General features: G+C 35.8%; 31 protein-coding genes and 1 pseudogene. 13 read left to right on the top strand and 19 right to left on the bottom strand.

The window, feature by feature from the left end; translation table 11 throughout:
* Window positions 1-106: 106 nt before the first annotated feature.
* The 8 genes from HS960_RS05315 to HS960_RS05280 all read right to left on the bottom strand — a co-directional run bounded on the left by HS960_RS05315 (window position 107) and on the right by HS960_RS05280 (window position 6,063).
* Window positions 107-499 carry a hypothetical protein gene (locus HS960_RS05315; RefSeq protein WP_182331603.1) on the bottom strand — a complete coding sequence of 131 codons (393 nt, stop codon included), beginning with the start codon at window positions 497-499 and terminating at the stop codon, window positions 107-109.
* A 168-nt stretch (window positions 500-667) separates the two neighbouring features.
* Window positions 668-805 (bottom strand): hypothetical protein, encoded by a 138-nt coding sequence (locus HS960_RS27115; RefSeq protein ID WP_394353592.1) that lies wholly within the window; start codon window positions 803-805, stop codon window positions 668-670.
* A gap of 309 nt (window positions 806-1,114) precedes the next feature.
* Window positions 1,115-1,645, bottom strand: coding sequence for a DUF6705 family protein (locus tag HS960_RS05305; RefSeq protein ID WP_182331601.1), 531 nt, complete (start codon window positions 1,643-1,645; stop codon window positions 1,115-1,117).
* A 499-nt stretch (window positions 1,646-2,144) separates the two neighbouring features.
* Window positions 2,145-2,363, bottom strand: coding sequence for a YbjQ family protein (locus tag HS960_RS27110; protein WP_376779957.1), 219 nt, complete (start codon window positions 2,361-2,363; stop codon window positions 2,145-2,147).
* A gap of 891 nt (window positions 2,364-3,254) precedes the next feature.
* Window positions 3,255-4,283 (bottom strand): RES family NAD+ phosphorylase, encoded by a 1,029-nt coding sequence (locus HS960_RS05295; RefSeq protein WP_182331599.1) that lies wholly within the window; start codon window positions 4,281-4,283, stop codon window positions 3,255-3,257.
* Between the two features lie 20 nt (window positions 4,284-4,303).
* Window positions 4,304-4,678 carry a sce7725 family protein gene (locus HS960_RS05290; protein ID WP_182331596.1) on the bottom strand — a complete coding sequence of 125 codons (375 nt, stop codon included), beginning with the start codon at window positions 4,676-4,678 and terminating at the stop codon, window positions 4,304-4,306.
* A gap of 7 nt (window positions 4,679-4,685) precedes the next feature.
* Entirely contained in the window at window positions 4,686-5,576 is an 891-nt protein-coding gene (locus tag HS960_RS05285) for a sce7726 family protein (protein WP_182331595.1), read from the bottom strand.
* Between the two features lie 88 nt (window positions 5,577-5,664).
* Complete coding sequence (locus tag HS960_RS05280; RefSeq protein ID WP_182331593.1) at window positions 5,665-6,063, bottom strand: winged helix-turn-helix transcriptional regulator; 399 nt, start codon at window positions 6,061-6,063, stop codon at window positions 5,665-5,667.
* Window positions 6,064-6,236: 173 nt separating this feature from the next.
* Here HS960_RS05280 and HS960_RS05275 point away from each other — a divergent pair, with 173 nt between their 5' ends.
* A complete protein-coding gene (locus HS960_RS05275; protein ID WP_182331591.1) occupies window positions 6,237-6,677 on the top strand; it encodes a nuclear transport factor 2 family protein in 441 nt (146 codons plus the stop codon).
* A 22-nt stretch (window positions 6,678-6,699) separates the two neighbouring features.
* Entirely contained in the window at window positions 6,700-7,059 is a 360-nt protein-coding gene (locus HS960_RS05270; RefSeq protein ID WP_182331589.1) for a DoxX family protein, read from the top strand.
* Between the two features lie 211 nt (window positions 7,060-7,270).
* Here HS960_RS05270 and HS960_RS05265 read toward each other — a convergent pair whose 3' ends face one another.
* Window positions 7,271-7,861, bottom strand: coding sequence for an SHOCT domain-containing protein (locus HS960_RS05265; RefSeq protein ID WP_182331587.1), 591 nt, complete (start codon window positions 7,859-7,861; stop codon window positions 7,271-7,273).
* A 118-nt stretch (window positions 7,862-7,979) separates the two neighbouring features.
* On the opposite strand from HS960_RS05265, the gene HS960_RS05260 reads away from it, so the two are divergent.
* A complete protein-coding gene (locus tag HS960_RS05260) occupies window positions 7,980-8,321 on the top strand; it encodes a hypothetical protein (RefSeq protein WP_182331585.1) in 342 nt (113 codons plus the stop codon).
* Between the two features lie 15 nt (window positions 8,322-8,336).
* Here HS960_RS05260 and HS960_RS05255 read toward each other — a convergent pair whose 3' ends face one another.
* Window positions 8,337-8,552, bottom strand: a complete 216-nt coding sequence (locus HS960_RS05255) for a DUF6896 domain-containing protein (protein WP_182331583.1) — start codon at window positions 8,550-8,552, stop codon at window positions 8,337-8,339.
* A gap of 60 nt (window positions 8,553-8,612) precedes the next feature.
* Here HS960_RS05255 and HS960_RS05250 point away from each other — a divergent pair, with 60 nt between their 5' ends.
* The 3 genes from HS960_RS05250 to HS960_RS05240 are packed head-to-tail and all read left to right on the top strand — an operon-like array spanning window position 8,613 to window position 10,239.
* Complete coding sequence (locus tag HS960_RS05250) at window positions 8,613-9,071, top strand: energy transducer TonB (protein WP_182331581.1); 459 nt, start codon at window positions 8,613-8,615, stop codon at window positions 9,069-9,071.
* The gene (locus tag HS960_RS05245) at window positions 9,068-9,799 is read left to right on the top strand and encodes a metallophosphoesterase (RefSeq protein WP_182331579.1); all 732 of its coding nucleotides are present in this window, start codon (window positions 9,068-9,070) and stop codon (window positions 9,797-9,799) included. The genes HS960_RS05250 and HS960_RS05245 overlap by 4 nt, the downstream gene beginning before the upstream one ends.
* 20 nt (window positions 9,800-9,819) lie before the next feature.
* On the top strand, window positions 9,820-10,239 hold the full coding sequence (locus tag HS960_RS05240; protein WP_182331577.1) for a hypothetical protein: 420 nt from the start codon (window positions 9,820-9,822) through the stop codon (window positions 10,237-10,239).
* A gap of 34 nt (window positions 10,240-10,273) precedes the next feature.
* Here the strand turns inward: HS960_RS05240 and HS960_RS05235 are convergent, their stop codons facing one another.
* Complete coding sequence (locus HS960_RS05235; RefSeq protein WP_182331575.1) at window positions 10,274-10,741, bottom strand: HAD domain-containing protein; 468 nt, start codon at window positions 10,739-10,741, stop codon at window positions 10,274-10,276.
* A gap of 125 nt (window positions 10,742-10,866) precedes the next feature.
* Here HS960_RS05235 and HS960_RS05230 point away from each other — a divergent pair, with 125 nt between their 5' ends.
* The 5 genes from HS960_RS05230 to HS960_RS05210 all read left to right on the top strand — a co-directional run bounded on the left by HS960_RS05230 (window position 10,867) and on the right by HS960_RS05210 (window position 13,484).
* Window positions 10,867-11,448, top strand: a complete 582-nt coding sequence (locus HS960_RS05230) for a hypothetical protein (protein ID WP_182331573.1) — start codon at window positions 10,867-10,869, stop codon at window positions 11,446-11,448.
* The gene (locus HS960_RS05225) at window positions 11,435-11,923 is read left to right on the top strand and encodes a hypothetical protein (RefSeq protein ID WP_182331571.1); all 489 of its coding nucleotides are present in this window, start codon (window positions 11,435-11,437) and stop codon (window positions 11,921-11,923) included. Before HS960_RS05230 ends, HS960_RS05225 begins: the two co-directional genes overlap by 14 nt.
* Window positions 11,924-11,929: 6 nt before the next feature.
* On the top strand, window positions 11,930-12,340 hold the full coding sequence (locus HS960_RS05220; RefSeq protein WP_182331569.1) for a hypothetical protein: 411 nt from the start codon (window positions 11,930-11,932) through the stop codon (window positions 12,338-12,340).
* Window positions 12,341-12,344: 4 nt separating this feature from the next.
* Entirely contained in the window at window positions 12,345-12,983 is a 639-nt protein-coding gene (locus HS960_RS05215; RefSeq protein WP_182331567.1) for a hypothetical protein, read from the top strand.
* A 135-nt stretch (window positions 12,984-13,118) separates the two neighbouring features.
* Window positions 13,119-13,484, top strand: a complete 366-nt coding sequence (locus tag HS960_RS05210; protein ID WP_182331565.1) for a hypothetical protein — start codon at window positions 13,119-13,121, stop codon at window positions 13,482-13,484.
* A gap of 4 nt (window positions 13,485-13,488) precedes the next feature.
* Here HS960_RS05210 and HS960_RS27210 read toward each other — a convergent pair.
* From HS960_RS27210 to HS960_RS05195, 4 genes and pseudogenes are all read right to left on the bottom strand, one after another.
* Window positions 13,489-13,653, bottom strand: a pseudogene (locus HS960_RS27210) (IS256 family transposase); the annotation flags it as partial.
* An 83-nt stretch (window positions 13,654-13,736) separates the two neighbouring features.
* Complete coding sequence (locus tag HS960_RS05205) at window positions 13,737-14,120, bottom strand: toxin-antitoxin system YwqK family antitoxin (protein ID WP_182331563.1); 384 nt, start codon at window positions 14,118-14,120, stop codon at window positions 13,737-13,739.
* Window positions 14,092-14,316: a toxin-antitoxin system YwqK family antitoxin gene (locus HS960_RS05200; protein WP_182331561.1), complete on the bottom strand. Its 225-nt coding sequence runs from the start codon at window positions 14,314-14,316 to the stop codon at window positions 14,092-14,094. The genes HS960_RS05205 and HS960_RS05200 overlap by 29 nt, the downstream gene beginning before the upstream one ends.
* A gap of 434 nt (window positions 14,317-14,750) precedes the next feature.
* Window positions 14,751-15,572 carry a hypothetical protein gene (locus tag HS960_RS05195; protein ID WP_182331559.1) on the bottom strand — a complete coding sequence of 274 codons (822 nt, stop codon included), beginning with the start codon at window positions 15,570-15,572 and terminating at the stop codon, window positions 14,751-14,753.
* Window positions 15,573-15,914: 342 nt separating this feature from the next.
* On the opposite strand from HS960_RS05195, the gene HS960_RS05190 reads away from it, so the two are divergent.
* Window positions 15,915-16,163 (top strand): hypothetical protein, encoded by a 249-nt coding sequence (locus HS960_RS05190; protein WP_182331557.1) that lies wholly within the window; start codon window positions 15,915-15,917, stop codon window positions 16,161-16,163.
* 35 nt (window positions 16,164-16,198) lie between these two features.
* Complete coding sequence (locus HS960_RS05185) at window positions 16,199-16,810, top strand: hypothetical protein (RefSeq protein WP_202883752.1); 612 nt, start codon at window positions 16,199-16,201, stop codon at window positions 16,808-16,810.
* A gap of 10 nt (window positions 16,811-16,820) precedes the next feature.
* Here HS960_RS05185 and HS960_RS05180 read toward each other — a convergent pair whose 3' ends face one another.
* From HS960_RS05180 to HS960_RS05165, 4 genes are all read right to left on the bottom strand, one after another.
* Window positions 16,821-17,096 (bottom strand): DUF7710 domain-containing protein, encoded by a 276-nt coding sequence (locus HS960_RS05180; protein ID WP_182331555.1) that lies wholly within the window; start codon window positions 17,094-17,096, stop codon window positions 16,821-16,823.
* Between the two features lie 19 nt (window positions 17,097-17,115).
* Window positions 17,116-17,901 (bottom strand): hypothetical protein, encoded by a 786-nt coding sequence (locus HS960_RS05175; RefSeq protein WP_159732375.1) that lies wholly within the window; start codon window positions 17,899-17,901, stop codon window positions 17,116-17,118.
* A 247-nt stretch (window positions 17,902-18,148) separates the two neighbouring features.
* The gene (locus HS960_RS05170; protein WP_228280217.1) at window positions 18,149-18,460 is read right to left on the bottom strand and encodes a GNAT family N-acetyltransferase; all 312 of its coding nucleotides are present in this window, start codon (window positions 18,458-18,460) and stop codon (window positions 18,149-18,151) included.
* 16 nt (window positions 18,461-18,476) lie between these two features.
* Complete coding sequence (locus HS960_RS05165) at window positions 18,477-18,974, bottom strand: GNAT family N-acetyltransferase (RefSeq protein WP_159732372.1); 498 nt, start codon at window positions 18,972-18,974, stop codon at window positions 18,477-18,479.
* Window positions 18,975-19,112 lie beyond the last annotated feature (138 nt).

The raw sequence follows: 19,112 nt of genomic DNA, 5'->3' as shown, positions 1-19,112 counted from the left end.
CATTCCGGTATATCCATACTCAACAGCTAGAAATAATTTTTTTAAAAACCAAACAGGATTCGATCCTCCCAGACTCAAGGTTTTTTTATTCCTTTTAGATCGTTTTTCATCGCATATCGTCCTTTATCCACTTTAATTCCCCGCGTTGGATCAGGACTATATATTTTTGCACCTGATCATCGCTCAATAAGCCATTGTCTTCGAGATGGTAATTGAACTGCTTAGTGAAGGTGTAATATTGAATACTTCCTACATAAGCATTATTGAGATAAATATGCCAAAGGCTGTATTTCTTGGCCCTCACTTCCACTACCTGGCGTTTTCCATGATGATAAAACAACTCAGGCACATCCGTATCAAAGCGAAGTATAAGAGCGTCAATGCACGCTTCTTTGATGTCATCGGCAAGTACACCGAATGCCAATCGCCACACTCCCTGAGATTTCCTGAAAACATAAAAAGCAAGACCATTTTTGTTGTAAAGATGATAATCTTTCATGCCCATGCTTTTATCATGCACGGTAATTTGAGCGTACATTACCCGGTTTCGGCAAAAGATTTCTAGCGGTTTCATTTTACAATATCACTAATAATATTAGTAATATTGTTTACGGTATAGATATTTAGGTTTCCCATTTTTTATATGTAATCAGATGTATTAAGCCTATCATAGCCCGATAATAGCATTACAAATTGTCTGGACGTGTTGCTTGGTAGTTTCTATGATACGATTGTACATTTCCTGCATCTTCTTCTTGTAGCTGGTAGAGCGACCGCGAAAGAAATCGACATAGCTCGCTCCTATACCGATAAAGACATTGCTGCCGATGACTACATTGGCAGCTATTGGAATGTTGGAATTGGTCGTGGTATTCTGAATTAATATGTTTACAGCAATTAACTTTCAGGATTATTACACATTGTTAGGATAAGATATGTGTTTGAGAGTAGGACTTGTCACGGGAAACCGTACTGATTTAGTTAGCAGTTTTACTGAGACGATAAAGAATATTTAAATAAAAAAGCTTCCCTCTAATTTACAGAGAGAAGCTTTTTAACTATTGTGTTAATCTGAAATTGCACAAATATCACTGGCTTAATGTAGATTTTTTCTCTATTTAACTCTTTTCAATTCAATATTATTAGGAACATGAAGTTTATATTGACTACCTTTTCCATCTATACTTATCATTCCACCTCCTTCCGCTAATATGAGTTTTAAAACTAGTTTATCAGGATTTCCTTTGACGTAGGTCAAGGTTCCTCGGGCATTAATACGATTTTTAGTTTCTCTAAATCGAAAAGATAATATATTTTCATTATTTACTTTTTTATCAAAAGATCCGGTAGTTATGGTATTCTTACCATCAACATCATAACCATCAATCAAAACACCATTTTTTTTATAAGAATGGTAACCAACTGCAAAATCCAATTTATCACCATTAATTTTGTTGTAATATTCGTCTTTTATCAAAACTATAGTAAACACTTCATCCTGCCCCTCATACTTCCAGGTACCGTAAAATTTATTTAACCCAGCTGGCTTGAGATGTCTACCTGATTCATTTCTATGATCCTTAGATTGGGAGAAAACAAAACCTGTGATTAAAACCATCATAAATAGAATTGCTGCTTTTTTCATTTTTATCATTTTTATTGAATTTAACATGGATCGGGTATTATAGCTTCCTAAAGAGGAATCAATTTTCGTTATAAATGCAATAGTAATTGAAGCTATTAGTATCAATATTGATAACCATAAAGTAGGTTTCAATTTAGCCTTACTCCGAAATAGAATAAAAAAAAAAGAGGTGATAGCTCCCAGAGCGAATGATCGACTGCTAAAAATCGAAGCCAACAAGAAGATAATGGCTGGAAATAAAGCTATCTTTAGAATTTCGATCCAATTTTTGTTAGAAATCATAAAATTTACTTACACTACAAAGTATTTGATTATAGAATTTCGTTCAGAGAGCTTCATCAAAGCTTTTGGTCACAGAATAATTTTCTGATATTTTAATCAATTTTACAATTGATTAGGTTTAAATGGTGAATTTTTAACTTAGTAATAATAGCGATAAATTATTTTAAAAACAAAACCACTAGCGTCCAAAATGATAAATAATAGTTGCGTTCGACATCTAAAAGCGCCTGTGAGCGTTGCTTGAGCGTTTCCGTAACTCGCTTATCATCTCCTGCGTCTTCTTTTCATAGCTGGTAGAGCGACCGCCAAAGAAATCGACATAGCTCGCTCCTATATCGCTAAAGATATTAGTGACCATGACAACATTGGCTGCTATTGGATCATTATATCGTGAAATCTCCCTCCCTTCAATGGAATTGGTCGTGGTATTCTGAATTAATATGTTTACAGATATTAACTTTCAAGATTATTACAAACTGTAAGGCTAAGGTATGGGTTTGAAAGTAGGATTGGATACGGGAAACCGTAAGAATACGAGTAGCCTCCCTTGTTATCTTACAACTGGCTTAGGGATTTGGACAGCAACGGATGTTTTTTCGTCACCGGGAGTAAGCACTGACATATCGTAGTGTCTTTCAAACATCTCAAGCACCGCTTAAAAGTATCGATATTCCAGGAGGCATCAAAAAAGCGGGATTGATCCATATATAGCCCCCACTGATCGGGATGATACTGTTAAAATATCTTCAAAAAAGGCTAAATACTATTGGAATCTTCAAATCTAGTACGTTTAATAAGGATGAATATCGTCGTAAAATAAAAATCTGTCCCTGGATAGTTACAAAAAGGACAGCTTCATGACTGCCCCTTCAACATTTTGTTTAGCAACATACAAGGACCTTCATCATTTAAACGCCCTTCTTATTTGATTTGTTGATTGAATAATAAAATGAGTAAACAACAGTGGTTGCTGTTACTAGTCCTACAATTATATATCTCGAAATTCCAGGATTTGGATCTAAGAAATAAAGTACCAATACCGTGATAACAGCGCAAAGAATATATGCCAAAAAATAAATTAAAAAATTTCTCATAAGCCAAAAATATTTGGAACTGTAATGTTGGTTGTAGATTTATCAAAAACAAATTTATCCCTGTTAATACCCAATCCTAAAATACATTATTTTTTCTGAATTAATATGTTTATAGATATTAACCTTCAAGATTATTACAAACTGTAAGGGTAAGGTATTGGCTTGAAAGAATGAATGGCTACGGGAAAACATAGTTTTAAAAAATGTAGTTTAAAAAATTGGACATACGTATATTACCAGTCATATTTCAGGCCTTTTACATGATAATGTTTCACTTCTGTACAAACTAAGTCAGAATCATTAAAGACAGCTAAATTATAGCCCCCGACTTTCATGGCACTTCTATATTCTACCGCATTAAACCCTAACGATTTAATATATTCACAAAGATATTGGGTAGGCAAGTAATCGAGATTCACATCTTGCTTCCGAACGGGTTTTGACAGCTCTTCTTCAAGTTTTAGTAAATAAGATCGGATTAACATAAACTCCTCAATATCAAACCCACGATCTTGAATTTCAAATGGCCCGTAATCTTCAATATTTTTTAATGAAATGATCTGTAATGGAGCCTTTAAAGTAAAACGTCCGATACTAATGGACTCGTGCAAAGACACTCGTGTTTCATAAAAGGTCGTCTCTTCACTTTCAGAAATATATAGATACGGTATACCTACTGGATTGGCCCTGCCTGGTGTTGTATACAGCTTGGGCGGTTTACCCAGCTCATGGACTTCAAGTGGGCGATCGCTGATCCGCGCTCTGTAAAAATGCGTTCCAACAGGATAGGTTTTTGCAAACCTGCTAAAGGTAGACTCCAACAATTCTAAATCTAAGGTGTTAGCTATAAAAAAACGGTTCTCTTCTTTTATCTCGGATGCAAATTTCTCCCATTGCATCCGATGGGAATCGTCCGCCGCTTCTCCATTAAGATAGATCTGCAACTCAACTGGTTCCTCAAATAATGATTCCTTGAATCCGATCCAACCCCGGCCAATCTGGTTAAGCAACTGTTTTACATCTTTGAGTTTTAGTTTGGTACTATCGAACAACTTTGGCCAATAACATATCAAATGTTCATGCATTGCAACCGGTCTGTCTTCTTTGAGAGATAATGCAGCCGTTGGATGATTGATATAGAGTTCAAATAGTGCATCAAAGACATCAGATAGTTCCTCGCAGGCTATCAAAAAAACATCTTTACTTTCACAAAAATCACAAAGTCCCTTTTCATTTGATTCCGCTTCTATTCTATCCCGCACCCCTTGGTCTGCAAAACAGTTTACACAACAACCAATGCATAGCCACTGTCGGAGAAACCTCTTTGCATAATGCTTTCCTGTGCAAAAGCGCTATCGCGATCCGTCTTAATTAAATAGGTCGGTATAACAGATGTAACACCTAGATCTTTAAGTTCTTCAATTAAAGTAAAAATGGATTCACTATCACCTTTTAATTCTCCATGCTCATTATTTACCACCAACTGTACACGGATATTAGCCCCGCTTAAAGCTTTAAGCGCTGTCTTTAGCGACGAGACGTTCTTCTTTACAGGTTCAATGATAGGAATGATTCGCTCCGGATTTAATGGAAGTCCTACAAGTTCTCGTAATGCAATTAGCTCAAATTGCTTACCTCGAAGATAAGGGAAATACATAAGCGCTTTATAATAATAGGTTCTTACTTAGATTATTAATCATAGTAAGATACGACTTTTTATTGTATTTCGCCTGATAAAAAGAGAAGTTGACAAATGAAGGTACGTCGCCAAGAGTCAAATATAAATTGGTTTGTAGATCAATACGACTTTTTAGGATATGGCAATACATCGCTTGGACTTCTTCAATTGGCAGCTCCGCTAGTATTTCCAGACATGCCCGATAATAAAATACGGGTGTGACATCAGGTAAAAAACCTACCAGTTCTTTTATAAGCCGGCTATATTCAGGTTTTCGCAAGGACGACATCATATAGCTGGCATCAAGAGAAGCTGTGTATTTGACAGCAGCACGATATTCAGATACCTCTCCTTCTTCTGTATAAATCAATATGCCAACGTAAGCAGGAAGTACCCGAAGATATTTGTTTAGCAATGAAACGTGGGTAAATAGATAAACCTCGGTAAAAGCTCTGTGATAATCGTTCAACTGACTTTCTAAGCGTTCGGGAGAATCCAGCTCGGTCTTGATTTCAAAAACCTTATTCGTTCCATTGACCAAAACGGTATCAGCGATGGACTGCCCTACCCGAAATTCGTTGAGCAGTATCGTGTCCTCCAAGGAATAATACTTTAACACGTACTCATTAAGCAACTTATTCTTGTAGATATATTCGTGCCTATAATTTTGTTCGAGTATATGATAAGAATGTGCAATCAGATCGCCCAACTGGGTGGGTTTATCTCCAGTCATCTCATTCCACCCCACATACTTTTTCATCTTCCTGATATAAGAAGACTGATTGGTACTGCTTGAAAGCTTCTTGAATGACGCATGGGACACCAAAGAAGCCAATTCTCGTAAGTTAGCTTTGTCGTATATGAGATCGGATTGCATATAGCAAATTTAAAAACTTATCGCGACTTAACGAAAATGATATGATTTGTAATTTAAACCTATCCTTGCAACCTAGTAAATCACATCGCTAACGTTTGGCTGAATTATCTTTTGACATATCACTTTTTATCTTCTCCAGGTGCTGCGCTCCCCATCTTGATAAAGCACTGACAACCTCCTCAAGAGTTTCACTATATGGAAGTAATTCATAGGTAATAGATACAGGGTAACCTACTGAAACCTTTTTGACAATAAATCCATTCATTTCCAGTTCTTTTAGTTCACTGGAGAGAACTCTGGCCGAAATACCCTTCACCATGCGCTGAAGCTCGGTGAAACGGCTATTGCCCCTTGCCATCGCAATAATAATCATGAGTTTCCATTTTCCTCCAATGGCATACATAGCATCACTTACAGAGGCTAATAATTTGTGGCAATCATCAGAAAATTCTTTACTATCCTGCAATGCTTCGTCCTCTTTTTTCATAATATACTTCCATATAATTATCCACTAACCTTTAGGTAACAACTAATAAATTGTTAGCAAATATACGGTAAGTTTGTCAAACAAACAGGAGCGAACAAGCAATATTCAATTTACAAAACAGTTGATCCTGTATTTGTTAAAAGTAATTATTAAATAATAAAACAAACAAAATTATGTCGTTAGAAAATTTGAAAACAAGACAAGAATTAAGGGATTTAATAGATGCCTATGCTTATTTAGGTGATGATAAAAAGTTAGATGAGCAGATGGAATTATTTACTCCAGATGCTACCTATAAAGTCTATATGAACGGATTCGAGGTTGCCAATACCACCGGAACCGAAACACTAAAAAAGGAATTTAGCGCACATGCCGCAGAGGTTAAAACTTATTTTACCTTAAATGGACAGCATACGGTAAAAATAGATGGCAATGATGCCACAGGAATTTCATTTTCACAACTTAAAATGATCCGGGAAAAGGAAGGGAAAGATATTGTCACTGATTATAGCGTAAAATATGAAGACGTCTATATCCGCCAGGATGGGAAATGGCTAATCAAAGAACGTATAGGTCATTTTCTGATTATTGAAACAAGAACGCTGAACAATTGATCGTTAAATCCAAGCAGCTAAAATGAAAACAAATAAAATCATCACTACTTCGATTAGTGTACTGGTGGGAATAATGGTTATTGCAAGTGGACTCATGAAGGCAATTCATTTACCTTGGTCTGTCGCTGGTCTGGTTAAATTCAATTTGCCAAATTCTGCCACTATACTTGGGTTAATGGAGATGTCATTTGCGATTCTTTTTCTAAATCCGAAAACGATGCGAATAGGCTTTATTCTGCTGTGCTGTTACTTTTCAGGAGCAATGGCCACAGAATTATCCCACGACGATTCAATGCTTAATCCAGGAATTCCTTTGGCCTTGATTTGGGTTACAGCATTTTTAAAAGACCGATCAATATTTTTTAATCCTTTAAATCGTTAAAATCTGCCATGGATAATGAAGTAATGATCATAACCATAACAACGGAGGTACCTAAAAAGCACCTCCATTATGAAAAGATACTACTTCTTCCCCTGTTGTCTTTTTGGAGGAAGTAAAGAATGCCTTCAATCTATCGCGCAGAGATACATTAGCTTTAAAGTCGAACATCCTTTATGATAATCCATAGTTAACGATTAGAATAGTTTCACTACTATATATAAATTTCAGCTATATCATACAAAGTGGTTTCATGCATCACCGTTTTTAAGTAGACCATCTTTTCGCTGGCAAAAATTCCAGTCGGACTGATCACCACTTTAACTTCGCCTGCAGATACGTCGAAATCTAAAGCGTTATCCCGTCCCTGTGGTACATCGATAAAGTTTCCTTTGTCTCCTACCCTTATCATCAATCTTCCGGAAATGCCAGGGGTCGACGAACAATAAAGTGATAACACAGTCTTCTTTTGTGGTAGGGTGCTTTTTAAGTTTTCCTTCTCAATTTCAAATTCCTCCCTGGTAATCAAGTCTGAATCGAGCAAACTCTTAAGTTTATATAATTCATCAGTAAAAGACTTATCACTTGCTTTTAAAAGCCCTTGAGTTTGTTTTTTCGCATTGGATAGCAATTCTGTTTCAAATTTAACCTGATCGTCTGATTTAGACACCAGTGTGAATATGAGTCCAATAACAGGAGATAGGAATAATGAAAGGAAGAATGCTCCTGCAAAACCTATATTCCTATTAACACCGATAGCACCTACTGCTAACGAAAAGATAATCCATCCCAAAAATATATCCATTGTCTATGTGTTTACAATTTCCATAAACAAAGGTAAAGCTGGTAGAGGATGAAATCATACGGGAAACCGTAAGGAGATAGTACTAGGAAAGTAGAAATTTGTTATTAGATTCTATTTAATGTTAGAACCTTTTGGAACAACTCTAAAAAATATGAAAACATATTTTATTATCGCAGCTGCAATTTTTACAGCATGCTCTTCACAATCACCTCAACCAGCAGTACAAGAGACTCTCACTGAGGTTATTGAAAACAGTCAACCTACTACAGAACCCGTTCTGGACTATGCGCCAAGAAATTATACTTTTGATGAAATAGCCAAATATGCGATTGCATCCTTGATGTTTCAGCATCCCGAAAATCTAACTGTAAAAAATGAAGAGGGAATTTATATCGTTTCTTATTTCAAAGATTCACAACAGTATCATTGCAAAATAAATTCGCTCATTTTCCATAAATAAAATTTTATGGGATATTCATTGGTAGGCATAAACAAATTCACATACTATACCGTCTTTCTCTAAACGGCAGCCCGCACCATGAAACTGATATTTGAATCCACCAATTTGTCCAGAGCGATTTCGACTGCTTTTTTGTTCAAATTCATCCATATTTGGAGAGAACTGATATTTGAAGTCGTTAATGAAAGCAACATAGTCATTCAAAACATTCCGTATAAATAGATTAATCATGTTGTATCAAGATACAAAATAGATACGTAAATTAGTTGCTTAGTTATATATATTAATACGATGAGAATTTCTTGGATTCGTAAGTTATCATTTATGTTTATTGTATCGATAAGCATCTTATCGCAAGCTGTCGGTCAGTCCCTTGTTTTGGATGACTCAATCACGGATATTCCCCCTCACATGATTGAAATATTACCTGAGCCACCTTATGGTACAAACGGATTTAAAAATTGGATTGTTAAAAATTATAAGATACCAACGCCTGCCAAGAAAGCAAAAGTAAACGGCAACCTGATGATCAATTTTACGATTGAGAAAGATGGACGGCTCGGTAATTTTCAGATAACCAAAGATGTTGGTTATCAAACAGGTGAAACACTAATTGAATTGATCAAAAAATCCAGTCCCTGGAAACCGGGATACCAAAACGGGCTTGCTGTAAAATCCGGCTATACATATCCCCTATCATTCAGTGAAGGTGACTTAAAATTAGAATCTGAGGCAAAAAAACAAAGATGAAAATCCACATCATTAGCGACCTGCATAGAGAATTTGGATACAATGATTTCAATCTGAATTTAGCAGATGTACTTATATTGGCTGGAGATACTGATCTAGGAGTAAAAGGGATCAGCTGGCTCAAATCACTTTCATTAGATATACCGGTCATTTATGTGCTGGGCAATCATGAGTATTACAAAGGAGCCTATCCGAAAACACTATATAAAAACAAGGACGCTGCAAGCAATTCAAATATCCATGTGCTGGAAAATGAATCTTTGGAGATCGACCACGTTTGTTTCCATGGCTGCACACTCTGGACTGATTTTTCCTTAAAGGGCAACCCTGCCGCATATGGGTCGCTATGCCAAAGCCGTATGAATGATTATAAGAAGATCAGAATAGGTGACAATTATGCCAAATTAAGAAGCATCGATACGTTTAGAATCCACCAAACTTCCAGACATCTTAGTGTTAGTAAAGCGAAACACCACATCGTAGTGACGCATCATGCTCCGAGCATTCGATCCCTGCCAATGAAGTATTTAGACGATCCGATCAGCGCCGCCTATGTCTCAGATATGGAAGACTTAATAATAAAGCATAAACCTTCCTACTGGATTCATGGCCATATACATACTCCTGTAAACTATAAAATCGGTAACACCGAAATTATATGCAATCCACACGGCTATATCAATGAGCCGCATAATGGGTTTAATAAGAACCTTGTCATAGAGATATGAACAAAAAAACAACAATGAGAATGGAACAAATCGAAGTCCTATGGCAGGGAAAAGTTAATCAATTTCCATATCGGATATATACATCCACAACGAAAAACTACGTTGAAACGATGAAGGATTTTGAGGAACTAAGTCTCATGACCCGTCATTATGATGGGTACATTCGTGAAATAGCTATAGTGAAACTAATGCAGCTATTTCCCTCGGAAAGCATTCCATATATAGTGCAGCTATTAGGTGAGTATGTTATGGAAATCCATTTGACCATTATTGCATGCATTACCCCGCAGCAAAAGAGTTGGATCAAAGAGTTCTTTACTGAAAACACACTATATGAAAGGACGATCCGAAGTAGAATAGTAAGCTATTGGAATTGTAATTATAGGTTTGATTTCATCAAGTTGAAAAACTATCCAGCTTTTCAATTTTTATCCGATTGACTTTATAATCTTATCCGAAAGCTATTAATGGGAATTACCTATTGAGTATTGTCTTCAATTTGGGAAGATCCTTTTCGGTCAATCCGATATAAGAGGATGTAGATACTAGCCTCGTCTTTAGCTCTCGAGGTAGATCGTTTAACGATTTGTCGTCATCTATTATGATCATTTCCTCCGGTCGCATACACCGCCGACCAATATGACCTAATATTTCGTCCTTTCGCGTATAGTAATTAATCAAATGTTGTTCAGCATTATCCAACAGTTGAAGTGAATCAATTTTAATATCCCTATCAAGAAATATCTTTTTCCATTTTGCTATTGTATATCTAGAACGGTGCGAGGTGGAGAGGATCACCTGATCTTCCTCTGCAATGAATATCGTATTAAATGTATCTACAGCAGCACTACTGAATACATAAAAGCCATCAGTTGCCTGCTCTACATGCCTATGTGGATTGGCATGTACCATGACACCGTCTATATCTAAAAAGAAAATCATATTGCACGAAACTAATAATTAATTTGGCTCTTCCACTCCAACCGTTTGCGATTTAAGAATAAAAAATACTAGCCATAGATGGATAGTCCATCCTAATTTTGTAAATTCAACGTATAAGCCATAGCATGAAACAGTTCATAAAACTATTCCATATCTCTGCCCTTACTATCCTTTTTGTCGGGTGTAAGGATCCATCTCGCACAAAGACAATGGATTTTGGTCTATTTACGCTTGAAGTTCCTTATAAATGGCAGCAAGTCAAACAAAATGGAATCGACAGTTATATCGGCGCAATTGCTGTAGGCAATACGGATACGCTCTACTTTGATCTGGGGTTGTATTCAAATAGTTTGACAGAACCAAATATTCAGGTTATCACGCGAGAGATGATAGAGGAAAATAACTTGGACTCCTCTGATTTTGTTGTTGTTAACGATATCATGTCAATGAATATTGATGCCGATCTTTACAGAAAACAAAATGTGTCTTGGGATACGATCGATAATAGAAGAGCGAAAATCGTATTTCCGAGAATATCCGGGAGAGGAATGACTGGAGTGTACATTGGTAGCCTATGGGGAGACTCTTCAAAAGTCCGATTTAATCTTCATGGTTCAAACCTGAATGCGCAAACAGAACAGGATCTTCTTAAAGCGATAAAGACATTGAGATTCCACAAACGTAATATGGATAATGAAGAGAATTAACGCTCCCCTATTTGTACATCTCAGTTTTATGGCTTTGACATTTTATGCGGTGTTCACAGGTGGTGATTGGCTGAGATATTTTACGAGGAGTTTAAATTTTAACCTGATTATTTTTGGATTTCAAGTTGCAGCACTTATTTATGCAGGATACCTACAAGCGAAAAGAAATAGAAAGATATTCTCCATATTTTGGCCAGCATTGATTGGACTACTGATGTTAATATTTTGTATACTCATAACAGGAAATTATCAGTTTAACACAAATATAGGTATCACCATTTTATGGCTAATTCCTGAGGCTTATTACATAGCATATGATGTTTTAATAGCTCATCTCATCAAGGAAATGCCACTCCCATTGAATATAAATTGGCAATTTCAAGCGAAATGCATCTATATTATTCTCTCAGCCATATTTCCCTTGATCGGATATACTTTCTTTAAATTGAAAAGAGTACTTTCAACACATAAATAGGAATCTATGGAAGATAATTGCGATACATATGGTCTTTCAAGTACTATGGGACCAAAATTAAGAGAATTAGTACAAATTCAGCTTACTTACGAACTAAATAGTTTGTTAGGTATAAGCTCTAAATTTGATTTTGACTGGTCAGAATCCTGTATAGAAGGGCATGATGGAATGTTTCTGGATGGTAGCCTAGAAAATTACTCGGGTATTATATTGATCAACAAACAAGAATCAATTAAAGCCGATGGTTGGATGGACTTTATTCAGGAAGGAGATTTCTTTCTGGCCTATTGGGATCAAATAACTGTTTGGCAAAATGATAAGAAATTATTCTCAAAAGATTTTGGGATCTCTAGCTTTGCCTGTGCATTAGTTCCTGAGAAATTGCGCTGGCATCTGAAAGAGGTCAGAAAACAATAAAGAAATGGAAAATTTGGACGAAAAAGTTTGGTATGCTTGTTATGGTTCGAACCTGCTGCAAGAAAGGTTTCTTTGCTATATACAAGGCGGCCAGCCCCCCGGTGCAAACACACCCTATATTGGATGTGAGGATAAGACGCCGCCGATCTACAGTGAAGAAATGTATATTTCCGCAGAGCTATATTTCGCAAAGGTCTCGAGAAATTGGAACGGAGGCATTGCCTTTATCAGAACTACATTTATTCCTACTGCGTCTACTTATGGACGAATATATTTGATAACAAAAGGCCAATTGATAGATATTGCTAGACAGGAGACGAATACAAGTACCAGCTTAGAAATTGAATTTGGAAAGGCAATTAAAAATGGCTTTTATATCTTTAAACAGCCATCCTGGTATGGTAACCTATTGTACTTGGGTGAGCATAACGGCTTCCCTATTTTTACAATAACAAATGAACAAGATTCACAATCCTCGACTAAACCCAGCAATGCCTATTTAAAAACAATTATTGATGGACTTCGGGAAACACATTGGCTCTACAATGATGCCATCTTTGATTATCTAAAAACCAAGCACGGTATTATAGAAAATTATTCTGAAGAGGAACTCAGGTCAATTATCGGTGAACAGAAGGACTAATTTATTTAAATTAGAGGCTAAATACTTAGAAAACTTTATTGAGCTAAAATGAAATCAACGGACGTATATCGAATAATCAATAAAATTATCTTTCCCGAATTAAAAAGCTTAGGGTTTAAAAAAACTAAAAGCGGAATGCTGGGATTTCTCAAAGCATTAAAGGAACATTATCTTGTATGCTGGTTTCAATGCTCCCAAGAAGGTTTTGACGCTTATGCTGGTTCTAAATTTGTCTTTGAGGTACAGATTAGCGAGACCAATGACATCGGTTCTCCTTCGGTTTTCTGGGAAAGAATCCCATTCTTTTTAACATTGGACGATCTAGCCAAAGTAACCGTGATCGAAAATAAAGTTAAAGACAAACTGCGTTTGCCACCTAATACTCATGATATTTTTGGTATGGATGAAAATATACAGCGTTGGTACAAGAAAAAATTTGAGAAAGTTGATAACACCTACACAAATTCTGGGAGTGTAACTCAAACTGTGTCATTGGATTAAAATCTTAAAAACCTCTTTCTAATTTGAGTCTATCCCCAAATCTAATATAAAGTTGGGATATGGTCAAGCCCCAGTTGTGCATTGGCATCGTCCATTTTTTTGCGATATCCTTTATGATCAGATACATCAATTTTATTAGTGCCTGTTCGGAACTGAAGGCTCCTTTAGACTATGCATTAGGGTTTATTCTTAAGGGATTCATGAGCTCTCTTCGCTCGGTTTAATGATTTATCGTATCTGACGGTGCATTCCCTAGTATTTTTCTGTCTTAATTAAATGACCTTTTTCATCATAAAACTTCCAATCCCCCTTTTCCTTTCCATCTGTATAGATTTCGGTTTTTATCAATGTACCCTGTTCATTATAAAATTTCCACTCACCATTATATCTTTTGTATTTATTATAGATCTCTAAATGTTCCAATTTGCCATTTTGGTAATAATAATTCCATTCACCAATTTTCATTCCTGCTTCATAACGGCCAATGCTTTCCAATTCTCCATTTTCGTAGTATTCTTTCCATTCGCCAATTTGACGGCCGTCTTCGTCATATTGTTGCATTCCTCGACTGGTTCCGTCTTTATGATACAATTTCCATTGGCCAATACTACTTGCTTTCACCAATTTTCTTTCCACTTTTATATGTGCTGACAGTTGACAACTTTCCATTGTCAAAATAGATGTTTACTTCACCAGTCAACTGTCCATTTTTATCTAAATAATATATTTCCTTAACCTGACCGTTGTCGAAAAGCGTTTTATGCTCCGTGGACTGTCCTTTACAAGGAAAAAAGATGTGTAAAATAACGAGAAGAAATAATAGTTTTTTCATAAATGTGCTCATAATTTTATATAAAAATACTGCCGGCTATCTGGTGATGCAAGGATAATTTATAATTCGTTATGCCGTATATATTATCCGCAATAACTTTACAACTATGCGCGAATAAACCGATGTACTCCATTTTAGCAACATACGGTTATTGTAAATTAAAATCTTTTCTTGTCCAGCACCAAATTCGGTTAGAGTGATATTTTTCTCTACTTCAGTCTTCATGTTTGGGTCAATGTCAGTCCGGCCATTGAATTATTGGGGATAATTGAAGATGAAAGAGTTAGTAACCTAACGTGAAGGTAAAAACATGGAATAGGAAGTGCCTGTAGAAATTATAATGATATAAAAAGAATAAGGCAATAATTTTTAAGAAAAACGAACGAAGCCATCAATTTCCAAATGACTTAAATCATGGAATTGATGGCTGTATTTTATTTTAATGGAATTCTTTTTGACAATGTCTTCAAGGCTCCTTTATAGGAATCCAGGCTTCCCATAAAAGGTCTTCTGCTATCGGAAAACAGCTGTCTTCCATTGGAGTCATATATCGATAACTGCACCTTAGTATCATAGTTTGTTGATGTGTAGGAATTATTAGACTGTACAACAGTGCCTTTAGACTTATTTTCCTGCTTTTTATCATTATACGTCGCCACACCGGAGCCATAGCTCATTGAGCCTTTATTTTCGATGTCGTATACTCCCAGCACCACATAGTCTACACTGAGCAATTTAGCCAGATCATCAGGCGTATGGTTTGCAATATCGGCGTATGCAATTCCAGCCTTAGAAAGCGCAGCGTTTGTTGTTCGCGCCTCCTGTATCTGAAAAGACAGCCCGCGGGATTTTAGGGCATCAATACAAGATTGCTGAATTTCTCGACGCATGGCATCGGTAGTTAGCCCAGCTTCGTTACTTACTACCTCAAAAGGGATTACAGCCAGCAAATTACCGGCTGTAGAAGCCTTCGCTACATTGGTGTTTAGGTTTCCTGTAGAACTTCCGCTGGCAAAAGATTCCTCTCTTCCATTGGCAAACACGATTTTGCTCACTGTCAACTTTTTTAATTCGTATTGGACATCTTCACCGGTATACGAAAATTTAACTACATCGTCTCCGATTGAAACAACCCTACCTTTTTTTTGACTACCATCCATGAGGTAAATCATGTCTTCCTTCTGCTGCGCAAAACTATGCGGCAGAATCGTAAAAATAACCACAAATAAGGCTAGGAATTTTAAAATAGATTTCATATTTATTTTATTGTTTAAGGATTTTTAAATTCAAGTTAAGCGCATCTAACACTAATTACTTTTTTGGAACTAAATTAAAAGATTAATAACCAACAACTTTATATATAACAAGTTTTATTAAAATGCGTTTTGGTTTTATGATTATATTATAACTTTTCTAATAGATTGATCAGGATTTTGACACTGGGTGATTGTTAATTAATTTTTAATATATTTAGATCAATATTTGTATCCATTTTAGAACTAGCGTCTATAGCTTAATCCTATGCAATTAAACGAGGCCTACCCGATATTTGGTATAATATAACAGCGACGACAGATGTTGAAGAACTAATTGCCGAAATGAGATACAATATTTCAAGCTTTATTTTACCATTCTTTGAAAAATTAAATACTGAAGAAAAGCTTATCAACGAACTGGAAACTTCCGAGGAAACCTTACTGCACACCGCCGCCAAGATGACGTTTTTCACAGAGCTAAAGCTCTTTGATAAAGCGAGAGCCGAATACAAGAAAATATCAAAAGAAAATTATAATCGATATAAAATTGCGAGCCTCAAAGAATATGCAGAAAAGCACGGTTTAATTTAATAAAAGAGATTTTTTAATTGACATTTTATACAGCGATGAAGATATTAGACTTTTTCAGAATATTTAAACGAAAGATTGCATCAAAAACAAAGAGGAATGCATACTTGCCCCTGTCTTGGGACGACGATTATTGTCAAATTGAAATTGTCCCCGCCGAAAATAGGGAGTCTATAGAGAAGAGGATTATAGAAGTAAAAATTCTCTCGGATCAATCAAGAGAAGGTCGGGGTTTTACTGAAATATTCGAAGTCGACCAGATGTCTATAACGACTTTTTCAAAAGAAATCCTAACAGAGCCGCTGAGTCAACTATTAACAAATTATAAATTTGAAAAAGCAAAAAGCATTAACTATGTCGGCTATAAAATAGCCAACTGCGAAACAACATCCACTAAAGCTTTTGGTTTCTCAAACTTCACTATATTTTTTGATACAGAAGAAGAATTTGTAGAACATATTTGGCTTTCGATCAACTCGACAGCTTCTCGAACGGAAATTTCACGAGAACAATTCAAATTGATTAAAGATGCACTATATAGCTTAGGAGAAGAATACGAAATGGTTTTAGCGGACTGGAATAGCTTGCAATTAATCGATTTAAGTAACAGAAATCAGATTGACAAATACCTTAACGGTTACTGGAAATAGTATTCAAAGATCAATTATCCCTCGTTCCATTATCATAATGATAATGCTCTTGATTTGCCGAAGTAAATTGTTGGATAAAATTGGGTTCCATTTGAGCTTGTTTTTTCACATTGAAAAAATCATTAAATAATGCCCAGTCATACACCCCTTCATCTATTGGATATGCTGTTAAAACTCCTGATAACTTATGTCTATTTATCCATATTTCTGCCTTTTCAATTGAAGTAAAAACTCCACTTGAAAACCGCCCTCCTTCCCCATGAAAAACCCAAATTGTATCTAACATATTGTTTATTTTTTTTTAATTACCCTGGGAATCTAGTATGCAGGACAGTCCGATTTGGACTCTTTTCTATCTGCTCTAAATCATCTATTTTTCTACAATTATTGAAAATAACCATTTCGATGTGATCACATTCGTTTACCTCCTTGACAGATTGTAAGTTTCTGCCGTAGTCGATACGAAGTGTTCTTAGATTTTTGAGCTTCTCGATACCTTCCAAACTTTGCACATTAGTATGATGGATCAATATTTCTTCCACATATGGAAAAGCATCCACGATCGATTCAATCGATTTGTTTGTCGGGTTGAAAAACCATAATGTAATATGCTTTACAGAATTACCGTGATTTTCGAATTTAATACTTTTATTAAAATCCAAAATATGGATTTCTTCAAGCCTAGTAAATTTACTTAAATCGATGATTCCCTTTGTCGATTTCCCATTGCAATAGAGTTGTCTTACCTCCAGTACATTCTTAGGTAGCTCAATATCCAATAAGGATTCTGAAAAGCTAATTATTTGAAATTTAAAATGCTGTAATTGTTCAAACAAAAGATTATCAAGAGTCTTATCCTTATAACAATCTATCGTTAATGTTTTTAATTTTTTTTTATTGAAGGGCAAGCTTACATCATACAATTCAGCAAGATACTCATTATAGCCAGGAGGATCATCACGTCGCAGGTACTTTTCAAATTCGTTCCAGTTTTCTGGTTTATAACGCTCCACAATAGCCATTACCTCTTCAAAGCTACTGATTGATAAATACTCTTCTCCTTTAAATTGACAAAGAAATAACTGGTGCATCTTTTACTATTATATTGGCTCTAAACTTACCAAATTTCCATTGAAATAAATATGATGGCTTAAATATTTCCGCCATTGTTTTCCCAGTTACGTTACAGTCTCGACTTCGTCTTGGCTACACCCGAATAACCAGCCATTTTTCAAACGGCATCTCAAATTTAACTTCTCCCTTGCCATGTATACCTATCTCCGTCCACCCTGCTTTTCTATAGAATGCTTCTGCTCTTGTTCCGGGTGCTGTCCCCAATCAGACTGTTTCTTTTGTTTTTGAGAAGTACCAGTCAATCATGATTTCATGCAGCTGTTTCCCTATTCCATTCTTGTCATAACCAGGATGTACAAATAAGGCCCAGATATTATTATCGATAAGGTCGACAATTGAAAAACCAACTATGCTGTTATCAATTTCAAATACCCAACCCTTTCCCCGCTTTGTGATAAAATCTTCACAGTCCTGATTCGTTACCAGGCTAGGGTCTGATAGTGTATTTTCTTTCACAGCATTTCTTACTATCTGTATTTGCGGAATATCTTCTACTTTAGCTTCCCTTAAATTCATAATTTTAAATTCTTTGTTAACTCCCCTCAATAGCCTTCTCATAGCAATAGAATTTTCCCTTTCGAAAATAAACTTCCCCAACCTGCGCATATCCTTTCTTTAAATAAACCACATTCGCAGTGTTATTTAAGGAGTATGCATCCAGCCGAATGGATCTATAAGAACAAATGGAAGCATATTGCTCCACATATTCAATCATTTTGCTTGAAATACCACGCCCCTGGGCAGCCGGCTTGACAAATAACCGATGGACAACAATAAAGGGTGATGATGTTTTCCAGTCTAAGTCGTTATATTCATCGTCGTATTTCTCGTTAAGTGTCATATAGGCTAATAACTCGCCTTTATCCTCATAGATAAAGGCTTCGCAATTGTCAATATCCTGGGCCAGAATAAGTCTATTTGGATATTCTTCATCCCATTGATCTATTCCTTTATTTAGCATATGGACTTTTACTTCTTCAAGTACTTGTACTATTTCGCCTAAATTTTCATGCACTGCTTTTTTTATCATTTTATTGAGAATTGTTGTATATCCTTTAAAATGGCTCACCATAGTTATATTGCCTAATTTAAAAGCCATTTACCGACACTACCACCCAGGTAAAGTTAACATTTGCAGCGATAATTGGGATATTATTTATCGGTAAAA

It is taken from the genome of Sphingobacterium paramultivorum (assembly GCF_014109745.1).
Classification (GTDB): Bacteria; Bacteroidota; Bacteroidia; order Sphingobacteriales; family Sphingobacteriaceae; genus Sphingobacterium; species Sphingobacterium paramultivorum.
The sequence above is the reverse complement of the archived record's forward strand: the minus strand, read 5'-3'. Positions and strand labels throughout refer to the sequence as shown.

Excerpts from the sequence above, each read along its gene's own strand:
- HS960_RS05315 (WP_182331603.1), bottom strand. The coding sequence starts at position 499 with ATGAAAGATTATCATCTTTACAACAAAAATGGTCTTGCTTTTTATGTT.
- HS960_RS05305 (WP_182331601.1), bottom strand. The coding sequence starts at position 1,645 with ATGAAAAAAGCAGCAATTCTATTTATGATGGTTTTAATCACAGGTTTT.
- HS960_RS05290 (WP_182331596.1), bottom strand. The coding sequence starts at position 4,678 with ATGTATTTCCCTTATCTTCGAGGTAAGCAATTTGAGCTAATTGCATTA.
- HS960_RS05285 (WP_182331595.1), bottom strand. The coding sequence starts at position 5,576 with ATGCAATCCGATCTCATATACGACAAAGCTAACTTACGAGAATTGGCT.
- HS960_RS05280 (WP_182331593.1), bottom strand. The coding sequence starts at position 6,063 with ATGAAAAAAGAGGACGAAGCATTGCAGGATAGTAAAGAATTTTCTGAT.
- HS960_RS05275 (WP_182331591.1), top strand. The coding sequence starts at position 6,237 with ATGTCGTTAGAAAATTTGAAAACAAGACAAGAATTAAGGGATTTAATA.
- HS960_RS05270 (WP_182331589.1), top strand. The coding sequence starts at position 6,700 with ATGAAAACAAATAAAATCATCACTACTTCGATTAGTGTACTGGTGGGA.
- HS960_RS05265 (WP_182331587.1), bottom strand. The coding sequence starts at position 7,861 with ATGGATATATTTTTGGGATGGATTATCTTTTCGTTAGCAGTAGGTGCT.
- HS960_RS05260 (WP_182331585.1), top strand. The coding sequence starts at position 7,980 with ATGTTAGAACCTTTTGGAACAACTCTAAAAAATATGAAAACATATTTT.
- HS960_RS05255 (WP_182331583.1), bottom strand. The coding sequence starts at position 8,552 with ATGATTAATCTATTTATACGGAATGTTTTGAATGACTATGTTGCTTTC.
- HS960_RS05250 (WP_182331581.1), top strand. The coding sequence starts at position 8,613 with ATGAGAATTTCTTGGATTCGTAAGTTATCATTTATGTTTATTGTATCG.
- HS960_RS05245 (WP_182331579.1), top strand. The coding sequence starts at position 9,068 with ATGAAAATCCACATCATTAGCGACCTGCATAGAGAATTTGGATACAAT.
- HS960_RS05240 (WP_182331577.1), top strand. The coding sequence starts at position 9,820 with ATGGAACAAATCGAAGTCCTATGGCAGGGAAAAGTTAATCAATTTCCA.
- HS960_RS05235 (WP_182331575.1), bottom strand. The coding sequence starts at position 10,741 with ATGATTTTCTTTTTAGATATAGACGGTGTCATGGTACATGCCAATCCA.
- HS960_RS05230 (WP_182331573.1), top strand. The coding sequence starts at position 10,867 with ATGAAACAGTTCATAAAACTATTCCATATCTCTGCCCTTACTATCCTT.
- HS960_RS05225 (WP_182331571.1), top strand. The coding sequence starts at position 11,435 with ATGAAGAGAATTAACGCTCCCCTATTTGTACATCTCAGTTTTATGGCT.
- HS960_RS05220 (WP_182331569.1), top strand. The coding sequence starts at position 11,930 with ATGGAAGATAATTGCGATACATATGGTCTTTCAAGTACTATGGGACCA.
- HS960_RS05215 (WP_182331567.1), top strand. The coding sequence starts at position 12,345 with ATGGAAAATTTGGACGAAAAAGTTTGGTATGCTTGTTATGGTTCGAAC.
- HS960_RS05210 (WP_182331565.1), top strand. The coding sequence starts at position 13,119 with ATGCTGGGATTTCTCAAAGCATTAAAGGAACATTATCTTGTATGCTGG.
- HS960_RS05200 (WP_182331561.1), bottom strand. The coding sequence starts at position 14,316 with ATGAAAAAACTATTATTTCTTCTCGTTATTTTACACATCTTTTTTCCT.
- HS960_RS05195 (WP_182331559.1), bottom strand. The coding sequence starts at position 15,572 with ATGAAATCTATTTTAAAATTCCTAGCCTTATTTGTGGTTATTTTTACG.
- HS960_RS05190 (WP_182331557.1), top strand. The coding sequence starts at position 15,915 with ATGAGATACAATATTTCAAGCTTTATTTTACCATTCTTTGAAAAATTA.
- HS960_RS05185 (WP_202883752.1), top strand. The coding sequence starts at position 16,199 with ATGAAGATATTAGACTTTTTCAGAATATTTAAACGAAAGATTGCATCA.
- HS960_RS05180 (WP_182331555.1), bottom strand. The coding sequence starts at position 17,096 with ATGTTAGATACAATTTGGGTTTTTCATGGGGAAGGAGGGCGGTTTTCA.
- HS960_RS05175 (WP_159732375.1), bottom strand. The coding sequence starts at position 17,901 with ATGCACCAGTTATTTCTTTGTCAATTTAAAGGAGAAGAGTATTTATCA.
- HS960_RS05170 (WP_228280217.1), bottom strand. The coding sequence starts at position 18,460 with ATGAATTTAAGGGAAGCTAAAGTAGAAGATATTCCGCAAATACAGATA.
- HS960_RS05165 (WP_159732372.1), bottom strand. The coding sequence starts at position 18,974 with ATGATAAAAAAAGCAGTGCATGAAAATTTAGGCGAAATAGTACAAGTA.